Origin of the sequence: Kitasatospora sp. McL0602 (assembly GCF_052076145.1) — a bacterium.
GTDB lineage: Bacteria > Actinomycetota > Actinomycetes > Streptomycetales > Streptomycetaceae > Kitasatospora.
In genome coordinates this window covers 1,266,109-1,278,845 of record NZ_CP197246.1, presented here as the reverse complement: position 1 = coordinate 1,278,845, position 12,737 = coordinate 1,266,109, and the positions used below count along the sequence as shown (strand labels likewise).

The window sequence follows — 12,737 nt, the reverse complement described above, 5'->3', positions numbered from 1 at the left end:
ACTGCCGAACCACGAGGTGAACATGAGCCCCAACCCCACCGCCCCACTGGACACCACCATCGAGCGTAACGGCCTCTCCGCCCTCGGCCCCGAGGCGACGGCGCTGCTGCGCCTGCTGGACGACACCTTTGCCGGCTGGGGCATCGACGCCGGTGCGCTCTCGATGACCATGCCGCCGGTGCTGCCCGCCGCCGAGCTGAAGAAGCTCGACTACTACGACAACTTCCCGCACCAGGCGATCCTCGCCGCACCGCTCGACCTCGCCGCCCGCGAGAGCGCGCCGTTCGACGAGGAGGCGGGCGCCTTCCCGCACCAGGCCCTGGAGCCCGCCGCGCTCGGCCTGCCCTCCGCCGCCTGCTACGGCATCTACCTGCACCACGCGGGTACCCAGCTGGCCGCCGACACGCTCGTGACGGTCGTCGGCCGGTGCTTCCGCAAGGAGACGCACTACGAGAACCTGCGGCGCCTGCTCGGCTTCCACATGCGGGAGATCGTCGCGATGGGCTCCCGCGAGCACGTCGAGGAGCACCTGCGGCGCTCCACCGAGAAGATCACCGCGTTCGCCGAGGCGCTGGAGCTGCCGCTGCGCAAGGAGGCCGCCACCGACCCGTTCTACGACCGTGGCGGCGCCCGCCTGCTGCTCCAGCAACTCTCGCCAGTCAAGCACGAGTTCCTCTACGAGGACCTGGCGATTGCCTCCGTCAACGTGCACCGGAACTTCTTCGGCGAGCGCTGCGACATCACCATGGCGGAGACCGGTGACCCGATCTTCACCAGCTGCGTCGCCTTCGGCCTGGAGCGCTGGCTCTCCGCCCTCACCCGGCGGCACGGCAGCTGGGAGGCTGCCACCAGTGCCGTCGCCTGGGCCAGGTCGGCGGTCTGACCATGGAGGAAGGCGCCGTCCCTGACCGCGCCCCGAGCTGGGCCAACCTCGGCATGGACATCGTCTCCGCGCAGCGCGTCCGAAAGATCATCGAGGAGAACGGCGAGCCCTTCCTCGGTCGGATGCTCACCGAACGCGAGCTGGCGGACTGCCGGACAGACGGTGGCCTCCACCTGCTCACCGTCTGTGGCCGGATAGCCGCCAAGGAGGCCGCGTTCAAGACCCTGCGGGTCACCGGCCGGGCGCTTCCGTGGCTCGACATCAAGATCCGCCGTGGCTCCGGCGGCTGGCCGCTGGTGGAGCTCACCGGCCGGGCCGCGGCGCTGGCCGCCGAAGCCGGGATCGAGAGCATCTCGGTGAGCATCAGCCACGACGTGGACTACGCCGTCGCCGTGGGCGCGCCCGTCCTGAGCAGCGCACCGGCGATCTGACGCACCGTCCCCGAGCAGACGCAGACCCATTTATCATCCGCACACCGTCTACGAAGGAGCAACTGTCATGAGCACCGATCTGCAGCAGGTCAAGGCCTGGATCCTCAAGCGTCACCCCGAGCGGGACGACATCGACCCGGACCTCGACCTGATTGAGAACCGACTGATCGACTCGCTGTCGTTCGTCGAGTTCGTCTTCCTGCTGGAGCAGGTCAGTGGCAACCCGATCGACATGGACACCCTGGAGGTCGACGACCTCCGGAGCCTGTCCAGCATCGAGGCCCGGTTCTTCGCCGCGGCCGTCACCGGCTGACCGAGCCCCCCGCCGTTCCGGGCGGTCCTCCGGGGCCGCCCGGCGGCAGCGCCGCCAACCCGACCACCACCCGAAGGGCCCGCACACATGTCACGTCGTCTGTTCACCTCGGAGTCGGTGACCGAGGGTCACCCCGACAAGATCGCCGACCAGATCAGCGACTCGATCCTCGACGCGCTGCTCCAGGGTGACCCGACCTCCCGGGTGGCCGTCGAGACCCTGGTGACCACCGGCCAGGTCCACATCGCCGGCGAGGTCACCACCTCCACCTACGCCGACATCGCCACCCTGGTGCGCGACACCGTCCTGCGGATCGGCTACGACTCGTCGAAGAAGGGCTTCGACGGCGCGTCGTGCGGCGTCTCGGTCTCGATCGGCGCGCAGTCCCCGGACATCGCGCAGGGCGTCGACACCGCCATCGAGTCCCGGCTCGACGGCGCCTCCCAGAGGGACGACTTCGACGACCTCGACAGGCAGGGCGCCGGCGACCAGGGCCTGATGTTCGGCTACGCCTGCGACGACACCCCCGAGCTGATGCCACTGCCGATCACGCTGGCGCACCGCCTCGCCGAGCGCCTCACCCAGGTCCGCAAGGACGGCACCATGCCGTACCTGCGCCCGGACGGCAAGACCCAGGTCACCATCGAGTACGACGGCGACAAGGCCGTCCGCCTCGACACCGTCGTCGTCTCCACCCAGCACGCCGCCGACATCGACCTGGAGACGCTGCTCGCCCCCGACGTCGAGCAGTTCGTCGTCCGGCCGATCGTCGAGGCCCTGGAGCTGGACACCGAGGGCTACCGCCTGCTGGTCAACCCGACCGGCCGCTTCGAGATCGGCGGTCCGATGGGCGACGCCGGGCTCACCGGCCGCAAGATCATCGTCGACACCTACGGCGGCATGGCCCGCCACGGCGGCGGCGCCTTCTCCGGCAAGGACCCGTCCAAGGTCGACCGCTCGGCCGCCTACGCGATGCGCTGGGTTGCCAAGAACATCGTCGCCGCCGGGCTCGCCCGCCGCGCCGAGGTCCAGGTCGCCTACGCCATCGGCAAGGCCGCCCCCGTCGGCCTCTTCGTCGAGACCTTCGGCACCGAGACCGTGCCGGTGCTCGACATCCAGAAGGCCGTGCTGGAGGTCTTCGACCTCCGCCCTGCCGCCATCGTCCGCGACCTCGACCTGCTGCGGCCCATCTACTCCCAGACCTCCGCCTACGGCCACTTCGGCCGCGAGCTGCCGGACTTCACCTGGGAGCGCACCGACCGCGCGGACAAGCTCCGCCAGGCCGTCGGCGCCTGACGCCACGCCCCGGGTGCGGGGAGCCGTCGCCGTAGCGCGGCTCCCCGCACCCCTGCCCGGCCGCTCGCGCCGGGCCGCACGCCGGGCCGAGCGCCGCCGTTCCCGGCCGAGCGCACCCGCTGCCGCCGCTGCACCCGACGCCGCCGTCTTCCGGCCGTGCCGCGATCTCCGAGACTCAACTCTCGCAACTCAACTTCCGCCCGCTGACCGGGCGTTGCAGCGGCATGCCCGGAGGGCCCGGTGGGGCCGGACCCCGGTGGGCGGTCCGACGACACGAACCGAGACGAGGACCAGCATGCGTATAGCCATCACCGGGTCGATCGCCACCGACCATCTCATGGCGTTCCCCGGCCGCTTCGCCGAGCAGTTGATGCCCGACCAGCTGGCGACGGTGTCGCTCTCCTTCCTGGTCGACGACCTCGAAGTACGGCGCGGCGGGGTCGCGGCCAACATCGCACTCGGCCTCGGTCGGCTCGGCCTCGCCCCGGTGCTGGTGGGAGCGGTCGGCCCGGACTTCGGTGCCTACGACGGCTGGCTCCGGCAGCACGGCGTCGACACCGCCTCCGTCCGCGTCTCGACCGAGCGCCAGACAGCGCGCTTCATGTGCACCACGGATCTCGACCGCAACCAGATCGCCTCCTTCTACGCCGGGGCGATGAGTGAGGCCCGGGAGATCGAACTCGCGCCCGTCGCAGCCCGGTCGGGCGGCCTGGATCTCGTCCTGGTCTCGCCCAACGACCCGGCCGCGATGGTGCGGCACACCGAGGAGTGCCGGGCCCTGGGCCGCCCCTTCGCCGCCGACCCCGGGCAGCAGATCGCCCGGATGGACGGCGCCGACCTGCGCTGCCTGGTCGACGGGGCATGGGTGCTCTTCACCAACGAGTACGAGGCCGCCCTGCTCTGCAAGCACACCGACCGCACCCGGGAGGAGATCCTCGACGGCGTCGGCACCTGGATCACCACCCTCGGCGCCGACGGCATCCGGATCGAACGCTCCGGAGAGGAGCCGCTGATGGTCGCCGCAGTGCCGGTGGCCGACCCCGTCGAGCCGACCGGCCTCGGCGACGCCTTCCGGGCCGGCTTCCTGGCCGCCACCGCTTGGGGCCTCGACATGCAGCGGGCAGCGCAACTGGGGTGTGCGTTGGCAGCTGTGACGCTACGTCAGATCGGTCCGCAGGGTGATGAGTTGGACTTCCCGGTGCTGCTAGCGGAGATCCGCGCCGCCTACGGCGACCAGGCGGCCGACGAACTCGCCCCACACCTCGACGCGTTGGTTGGAGAGCAGCGATGAGCCGGAGTGACGCTCTGCGTGAAGCGCTTGCCACGCGTGTGGTGGTTGCTGATGGTGCGATGGGCACCATGTTGCAGGCGCAGGATCCGAGTATGGAGGACTTCGAGCAGCTCGAGGGCTGTAACGAGGTGTTGAATGTGACGCGGCCGGACATTGTGCGGTCGGTGCATGACGCGTATTTCGCGGTGGGCGTGGACTGTGTGGAGACGAACACGTTCGGGGCGAACTTCGCGGCGCTGGGGGAGTACGACATCCCGGGGCGGATCTTCGAGTTGTCGGAGGCGGGGGCGCGGATCGCGCGGGAGGCGGCGGATGCGTTCACTGCGGTGGATGGGCGTGGGCGGTGGGTGCTGGGGTCGATCGGGCCGGGGACGAAGCTGCCGACGCTCGGGCATGCGGAGTATGCGGTGCTGCGGGACGGGTTCGAGGAGAACGCGGCGGGTCTGATCGCGGGTGGCGCGGATGCGTTGCTGGTGGAGACGTCGCAGGACTTGTTGCAGACGAAGGCGGCGATCCTGGGGTCGAAGCGGGCGATCGCCGCGGCGGGGCTTGATCTGCCGGTGTTCGTGCAGGTGACGGTGGAGACGACCGGCACGATGCTGCTGGGCTCGGAGATCGGCGCTGCTTTGACGGCGTTGGAGCCGCTGGGGGTGGACTTCATCGGGCTGAACTGCGCGACGGGTCCGGCGGAGATGAGCGAGCACCTGCGCTACCTCGCCAAGAACGCCCGGATCGGGTTGTCGTGCATGCCGAACGCGGGGTTGCCGTTGCTGGGCAAGAACGGCGCGCATTATCCGTTGTCGCCGGCGGAGCTGGCGGACGCGCATGACACGTTCACCCGCGAGTACGGCCTGTCGCTGGTCGGTGGTTGCTGCGGCACGACGCCGGAGCACCTGCGGGCGGTGGTGGAGCGGGTCCAGGGGCGTCCGGTCGTCGCACGGACCCCGCAGCCGGAGCCGTCGGCGGCGTCGCTGTACCAGGCGGTGCCGTTCCGGCAGGACACCTCCTACCTGGCGATCGGTGAGCGGACGAACGCCAACGGGTCGAAGAAGTTCCGGGACTCGATGCTGGCGGGGGACTGGCAGGCGTGTGTGGAGATCGCCCGGGACCAGATCCGGGACGGCTCGCACCTGCTGGACCTGTGCGTCGATTATGTCGGCCGGGACGGCGTCGCGGACATGCGCGAGGTCGCCGGACGCCTGGCGACCGCCTCCACCTTGCCGATCGTGCTGGACTCCACCGAGGTGGACGTGCTGCGCGCGGGGTTGGAGAAGCTGGGTGGGCGGGCGGTGCTGAACTCGGTGAACTACGAGGACGGCAACGCCGAGGATTCGAGGTTCGCGCGGATCGCCTCACTCGCCAGGGAGCATGGTGCGGGTCTGATCGCGTTGACGATCGACGAGGAGGGGCAGGCCCGCACCGCCGCGAAGAAGGTGGAGATCGCCGAGCGGCTGATCACCGAACTCACTCAGGACTACGGGATCGACGAGGGCTCGATCCTGGTGGACTGCCTGGCGTTCACCCTCGGCACCGGGCAGGAGGAGTCGCGGCGCGACGGCATCGAGACGATCGAGGCGATCCGGGAGCTGAAGGCCCGCCACCCGAAGGTGCAGACGACGCTGGGCCTGTCGAACATTTCGTTCGGACTGTCGCCGGCGGCGCGTCAGGTGATCAACTCGGTGTTCCTGCACGAGTGTGTGCAGGCGGGGCTGGATTCGGCGATCGTGCACGCGTCGAAGATCCTGCCGATCGCCCGCATCCCGCAGGAGCAGCGCGAGGTGGCGCTGGACCTGGTGTATGACCGCCGGGCGGAGGGTTACGACCCGCTGCAGAGGCTGTTGCAGTTGTTCGAGGGCGTGAGCACCGCGTCCAGTGCGGCGTCGAAGGCGGAGGAGCTGGCGGCGCTGCCGCTGGAGGAACGGTTGCAGCGCCGGATCGTGGACGGTGAGCGCAAGGGCCTGGAGGCGGACCTGGACGAGGCCCTCACGACCCGTACGGCGTTGGACATCGTCAACACCACCCTGTTGGCGGGGATGAAGGTGGTGGGTGAGCTGTTCGGGTCGGGGCAGATGCAGCTGCCGTTCGTCCTGCAGTCGGCGGAGGTGATGAAGACGGCGGTGGCGCACCTGGAGCCGCACATGGAGAAGTCCGACGACGAGGGCAAGGGCACCATCGTGCTGGCCACCGTCAAGGGTGACGTCCACGACATCGGCAAGAACCTCGTCGACATCATTCTCTCCAACAACGGCTACACCGTCGTCAACCTCGGCATCAAGCAGCCCGTTTCGGCGATCCTGGACGCGGCGGTCGAGCACCGCGCGGACGTGATCGGCATGTCCGGGCTGCTCGTCAAGTCGACGGTGATCATGAAGGAGAACCTCCAGGAGCTCAACCAGCGCAACCTCGCCGCCGACTACCCCGTCATCCTCGGCGGCGCGGCGCTGACCCGCGCCTACGTCGAACAGGACCTCCACGAAATCTACGAAGGCGAAGTCCGCTACGCCCGCGACGCCTTCGAAGGACTGCGCCTGATGGACGCGTTGATCGCGGTCAAGCGTGGTGTGCCGGGTGCGGTGCTGCCGGAGTTGCGGCAGCGGCGGCACGCGAAGGTGGAGGTCGAGGAGGTGGAGGAGGAGAACCTCGGGCAGATCCGCTCCGATGTGTCGGTGGGTAACCGGGTGCCGGAGCCGCCGTTCTGGGGGGACCGGATCGTCAAGGGGATTCCGTTCGCGGACTACTCCTCCTGGCTGGACGAGGATGCGCTGTTCAAGGGGCAGTGGGGTCTGAAGGCGGCCCGCAGCGGCGGCCCCAGCTACGAGGAGTTGGTGGAGACGGAGGGGCGTCCGCGGTTGCGGATGTGGCTGGACCGGTTGCAGACCGAGGGCTGGCTTGAGGCGGCCGTGGTCTACGGGTACTACCCGGCGGCGTCCAAGGGCGACGACCTGATCGTGTATGCGGAGGACGGCAGTGAGCGGACCAGGTTCACGTTCCCGCGTCAGCGCCGGGGCCGCAGGCTGTGCCTGGCGGACTTCTTCCGTCCGGAGGAGAGCGGCGAGAAGGACGTGCTGGGTCTTCAGGTCGTCACGATGGGCAACCGGATCTCGGAGGCCGCGAACGAGCTGTTCGCGGCCGACGCCTACCGCGACTACCTGGAGCTGCACGGCCTGTCCGTGCAACTCGCCGAAGCCCTCGCGGAGTTCTGGCACGCCCGGGTCCGCTTCGAGCTCGGGTTCGGCAACGAGGACCCGCAGGACGTGAAGGACATGTTCGCGCTCAAGTACCGGGGCGCACGGTTCTCCCTGGGCTACGGGGCCTGCCCCGAACTCGAGGACCGCGCCAAGATCGCCGCCCTGCTGAAGCCCGAACGGATCGGCGTCGTCCTCTCCGAGGAGTTCCAGCTCCACCCCGAGCAGTCCACCGACGCCATCGTCATCCACCACCCCGAAGCCAAGTACTTCAACGCCCGCTGACCTGGCTCGAGCACCATGAAGAGGAGGCGCGTCGTGTCCGACGAAGTCATGAAGGACTACAAATGCCTGCGGGCGCAGCTGAGTTCAGGCGAGCCGACGTACTCCTTCGAGTTCTTCCCGCCGAAGACCCCCGCAGGGGAGGCCTCCCTCTGGCAGACCATCCGCCGGGTCGAGGCGGTCGCCCCCGCCTTCGTCTCCGTGACCTACGGCGCCGGCGGCTCCTCGCGGGGCCGGACGATCGAGACGGTCGAGCGGATCGCCGACGAGACGACGCTGCGCCCGGTTGCGCACCTCACCGCCGTCGGTCACTCGGTCTCGGAACTCCGTTCTTTCATACGCCAGTTGGCTGACTCAGGAATCCGTGACGTCCTTGCTCTGCGCGGCGACCCGCCCGGTGACCCGGGTGGCCCGTGGGCCCGGCACCCGGAGGGCTTCGAGCACGCCGCCGATCTCGTCCGGCTGGTGAAGGAGTGTGGGGACTTCACGGTGGGCGTCGCTGCCTTCCCCGAGCGGCATCCGCGCTCGGGCAGCTGGGACGACGACATCCGACACTTCGTCGACAAGTGCCGCGCGGGGGCCGACTACGCCATCACGCAGATGTTCTTCCGTGCGGAGGACTACCTGCGGCTGCGGGACAGGGTGGCAGCCGCCGGGTGCGACACCCCGATCATCCCGGAGATCATGCCCGCGACCAGCTATGCCCAGATCGCCCGTTTCGCCGAACTGAGCAATGCGACCCTCCCGCCCGAGCTGACGGCCCAACTCGCAGCCGCCGCAGGTGACTCGCAGGCCGGCCACCGGATCGGCGTCGAGCACGCGACCGCGCTGGCGAGCCGCCTGCTGGCGGAGGGCGCGCCCGGACTGCACTTCATCACCCTCAACAGGACGCCCGCCGCCCTGGAGATCTACCGCGATCTGGGCCTGCCTCGCGCTGCCCATCTCGCCTGTCCCGACCGGGCCGCGCTCAGCGCCGCGGCCTGAACACCCCTTCTCGACAATGGAGTTCCCGTTGACCACCGCTTTTGACTACAAGGTTGCCGACATCTCCCTCGCCGCCTTCGGCCGCAAGGAGATCGACCTGGCCGAGCACGAGATGCCCGGTCTGATGTCGATCCGCAAGGAGTACGCGGCGTCGCAGCCGCTCGCGGGCGCCCGGATCGTGGGCTCGCTGCACATGACCATCCAGACCGCAGTGCTGATCGAGACCCTGGTCGCGCTCGGTGCCGAGGTCCGCTGGGTCTCCTGCAACATCTTCTCGACCCAGGACCACGCCGCCGCTGCCATCGCGGCCGCCGGCATCCCCGTCTTCGCCTGGAAGGGGGAGACGCTGGAGGAGTACTGGTGGTGCACCGAGCAGGCCTTCACCTGGCCGAACGGCGAGGGCCCGAACATGATCCTGGACGACGGCGGTGACGCCACCCTGCTCGTCCACAAGGGCCTGGAGTACCAGCAGGCGGGTGCCGTGCCGGACCCGTCGACGGCGGAGAACGAGGAGCTGGCCATCGTGCTGAAGCTCCTCCGGGGCAGCACGATCGACTGGGTCAAGCTCGCCGCCGACATCAAGGGTGTCACGGAGGAGACCACGACGGGTGTGCACCGTCTGTACGAGATGCACCGCGACGGCAAGCTGATGTTCCCGGCGATCAACGTCAACGACGCTGTCACCAAGTCGAAGTTCGACAACAAGTACGGCTGCCGTCACTCGTTGATCGACGGCATCAACCGTGGCACGGACGTGCTGATCGGCGGCAAGGTCGCCGTCGTCTTCGGCTACGGCGACGTGGGCAAGGGCTGTGCGGAGTCGCTGCGCGGCCAGGGTGCCCGGGTCATCGTCACGGAGATCGACCCGATCTGTGCGCTGCAGGCGGCGATGGACGGCTACCAGGTCACGACCCTGGACGAGGTCGTCTCGATCGCGGACATCTTCATCACCACGACGGGCAACAAGGACATCATCCTTGCTGCGGACATGGAGAAGATGAAGCACCAGGCGATCGTCGGCAACATCGGTCACTTCGACAACGAGATCGACATCGCGGGTCTGTCGAAGCTGCCGGGCATCGTGCGCACCGAGGTGAAGCCGCAGGTCCACGAGTGGCGCTTCGCGGATGGTCACACGATCATCATGCTGTCCGAGGGTCGTCTGCTGAACCTGGGCAACGCGACGGGTCACCCGTCGTTCGTGATGTCGAACTCCTTCGCGAACCAGACGATCGCGCAGATCGAGCTGTTCACGAAGACCTCGCAGTACCCGGTCGGCGTCTACGTCCTGCCGAAGCACCTGGACGAGAAGGTGGCCCGTCTGCACCTGGACGCGCTGGGCGTGAAGCTCACCGTCCTGTCCAAGGACCAAGCCACCTACATCGGCGTCCCGGTCGAGGGCCCGTACAAGCCCGAGCAGTACCGCTACTGACGGACAGTCGGACACTCACCAGAAGGAGGTCAGCAGTGATCACCGTCGTCGACACCCGCGACCCACAGCTCCCCGGGCGGTTGCTGCTGACCGAGCGGGACGAGTTGCTGCCGCTGCTGCGGCGCACGCCCCACGCGTACTTCGACCGCCCAACGGCCTGCCCGGGGTGGACCGTCCGCGAGGTGCTGGCGCACTGTGGGGCGGCACTGGTCCGGATCGTGGAGGGCAGGCTGCCCGCCTTCACCCCGGCGCACAACGCGGCCGACGTGCTGGAGCGCGTCGACTGGCCGCTGGAGCGGGTGTTGGACGAGCTGGACGAGGCGATGGTCACGGCCGGCCCGGCGATCGCCGCAGCGGACGGGGAGTTGGACGTCATCGCGCTCGGCGAGTGGGTGCACGCCGGTGACGTCCGCGACGCGCTCGAGGAGCCGGGGGCCTACCAAGGCGCGGGTCTGGAGGACGCGTTGACCCTCCTCGCGACCGCCAGCCGGGTCCGCCTGACACCCAGGGTGCACGCCACCACCCGGCTCGGCGGCATGACCTTCGGCAACCTGGTGGAAGGCCGCCCGCCGGCCGAGTTGGAGACCGACCCGGGTACGTTGATCCGCCTCTACGCGGGCCGCTGTCCCGAGCCGTCCCGCTACCGCCTCTCCGGCGCGACGGCGCCGGAGCTGGTCATCTACCGCTAGGGCCGCGCCCGGCAGGGTCTGCCCCCTCGGCGCAGCTCAGGGGAGGTACCACTCCTGGGAGGTGTTGCCGGGGGTGCAGGTGTTCATGGTGAGCTGGTTGCCTCGCCCGTTGTCGGTGAGGCACGACTGCCCGAGGTAGTCCTTGATGTAGGAGGAGCCCGACACCTTGGCGCCGCTGATGGTGAAGGACGTGGTCCCGGCGCCACCGGCGATGAGCACCATGCCGGTGCCGCCGTAGAAGGGCATGCCGAGCCCGGGGTCGTTCAGGTTGCAGACGTTGAGGCGGTTCCAGTAGTCCGGCTGCGACAGGACCCAGCCGAACTCGGTGTGCCCGCCCATCACCACCTTGACCCCTCCCGCCGGGTCGTCCTGGGCCAGGCCGACCTTGAGCCCGTCGCCGACGTTGGTGATCGCGCCCCAGCCGTCCCCGCCGCACCCGGCGGGGACGGTCTGCACGGGTGGCGGGGTCGAGGTTGGTGAACTGGGCGCCGGCTTGGGGCTGTTCTGGGGTGGGGTGACGACGGGCGGCGAGGAGTGGACCGGGGTCGGGGACGTGACCGGCGCCGGGTTGACGGGGTTCGGTTTGACGGGAGTGGTACCGCCTCCGCCGCCGCCCTGCACGGTGCCGCCGCCGGTCGTACCGCCGCCGGTCGTACCGCCGCCGTGCGCGGCGCCGCCGCCCGTGGTTCCGCCACCCTGGGTGCCGCCGCCGCCCTGGATGATGGTGATGCTGCCACCGGGCTGGGTGCCCGGCGCGGCTGCCGCGCCCGGGGTGGTCGGGCTGAGGGTGGAGGGCGTGATCGCGGCGCTCGTCGTGGGGGAGCCCGAGGTGGGTGTGCTGCTGACGTGCGGGCTGGAGACGGTGACGGCCGGTGGCTGCACGGCTGCGTTCGCGTCGGTCTGGAAGGGGGCGTGATCGATGAGCAGCGCCGATCCGGCGCCGACCGTGATGATGCAGGGGACGAGGATGGGCACCAGGAACCGGCGCCGCGCGTGCCGGGGGCGGGCATGGGCGACGGTCGGGGCGTCGGCTTCGGCCTCGGCTTCCTTCGCCGGCCGGAAGGGCGCGGGGATCGCGAAGCCGACCGCTGCGGCGCGGGCGGCGGCGGCCATCGCGAGGGCGTCGGCGAAGCGGTGTGCCGGGTCCTTGGCGAGCGCGGTGGCGACGAAGTTGCGGACCGGCTCGGGGAAGGTGTCGGGGAGGTCGGGTGCGGGCTCACGGACGTGCTTGAGGACGACTTCGAGCACCGTCTCACCGGTGAACGGGAGCTGTCCGGTGAGCATTTCGTAGCAGACGACGCCGATGGCGTAGAGGTCGGAGGCGCCGGTGACGGCCTTGCCCTCGGCCTGTTCGGGCGCGCAGTAGAGGGCGGTGCCGAGCACCGAATGGGAGGCGGTGATCGTGGTGGCGGCCATCGCCCGTGCGATGCCGAAGTCCGTGACGGTGAGACGGCCGTTGTCACGGAGCATCAGGTTGGCGGGCTTGATGTCGCGGTGCACGATGCCTTGCAGGTGGGCGGCGTGCAGGGCTTCGAGCGCCTGGGCGGCGACGTCGAGCGCCGTGCCGATCGGTGCGGGCCCGGCCGTCGTGAGGATCTCGTTCAGCGCTCTGCCGTCGATGAGTTCCATGACGATGTAGGCGAGCTGCTGACCGGACTCGCCGGGGCTCTCGCCGTAGTCGTGGATGTCGACGATGCCGGGGTGGCTGATCGTGGCGAGCACGCTGGCCTCACGGCGGAAGCGCCGGGCGAAGGTGTCGTCGTTGAGCAGCGAGGGCAGCAGGATCTTGACGGCGACCTGCCGCGCCAGCACGCTGTCGTCGGCCTTCCAGACGTCGCCCATGGCGCCGCTGCCGATCCGCTCGCTGAGCGTGTACCGGCTTCCGAGTACGGTGCCCCGACCCCACATGTCCATCCCCCGAGTTCATGTCCGGCCCGACCGGGCATACGTG

Annotated in this window: 10 protein-coding genes; 9 read left to right on the top strand and 1 reads right to left on the bottom strand. The window is 69.7% G+C overall.

Annotated features, from left to right (window positions below):
• Positions 1-22: 22 nt before the first annotated feature.
• From ACR68M_RS05985 to ACR68M_RS05945, 9 genes are all read left to right on the top strand, one after another.
• Complete coding sequence (locus ACR68M_RS05985; protein ID WP_441249372.1) at positions 23-883, top strand: hypothetical protein; 861 nt, start codon at positions 23-25, stop codon at positions 881-883.
• Positions 884-885: 2 nt separating this feature from the next.
• Positions 886-1,314, top strand: coding sequence for a holo-ACP synthase (gene acpS, locus ACR68M_RS05980; protein ID WP_441249371.1), 429 nt, complete (start codon positions 886-888; stop codon positions 1,312-1,314).
• Positions 1,315-1,381: 67 nt separating this feature from the next.
• Positions 1,382-1,627: an acyl carrier protein gene (locus ACR68M_RS05975; RefSeq protein ID WP_441249370.1), complete on the top strand. Its 246-nt coding sequence runs from the start codon at positions 1,382-1,384 to the stop codon at positions 1,625-1,627.
• 87 nt (positions 1,628-1,714) lie between these two features.
• Entirely contained in the window at positions 1,715-2,923 is a 1,209-nt protein-coding gene (metK, locus tag ACR68M_RS05970; protein ID WP_441249369.1) for a methionine adenosyltransferase, read from the top strand.
• A 295-nt stretch (positions 2,924-3,218) separates the two neighbouring features.
• Entirely contained in the window at positions 3,219-4,214 is a 996-nt protein-coding gene (locus ACR68M_RS05965; protein WP_441249368.1) for a carbohydrate kinase family protein, read from the top strand.
• On the top strand, positions 4,211-7,684 hold the full coding sequence (gene metH / locus ACR68M_RS05960; RefSeq protein WP_441249367.1) for a methionine synthase: 3,474 nt from the start codon (positions 4,211-4,213) through the stop codon (positions 7,682-7,684). Before ACR68M_RS05965 ends, metH begins: the two co-directional genes overlap by 4 nt.
• A 48-nt stretch (positions 7,685-7,732) precedes the next feature.
• Entirely contained in the window at positions 7,733-8,665 is a 933-nt protein-coding gene (metF, locus tag ACR68M_RS05955) for a methylenetetrahydrofolate reductase [NAD(P)H] (protein ID WP_441251518.1), read from the top strand.
• A gap of 16 nt (positions 8,666-8,681) precedes the next feature.
• Complete coding sequence (gene ahcY / locus ACR68M_RS05950) at positions 8,682-10,097, top strand: adenosylhomocysteinase (RefSeq protein ID WP_441249366.1); 1,416 nt, start codon at positions 8,682-8,684, stop codon at positions 10,095-10,097.
• A 35-nt stretch (positions 10,098-10,132) separates the two neighbouring features.
• Entirely contained in the window at positions 10,133-10,786 is a 654-nt protein-coding gene (locus ACR68M_RS05945) for a maleylpyruvate isomerase family mycothiol-dependent enzyme (protein WP_441249365.1), read from the top strand.
• A 36-nt stretch (positions 10,787-10,822) separates the two neighbouring features.
• On the opposite strand, the gene ACR68M_RS05940 is transcribed toward ACR68M_RS05945, so the two are convergent.
• Entirely contained in the window at positions 10,823-12,700 is a 1,878-nt protein-coding gene (locus ACR68M_RS05940) for a serine/threonine-protein kinase (RefSeq protein ID WP_441249364.1), read from the bottom strand.
• Positions 12,701-12,737: the final 37 nt, after the last annotated feature.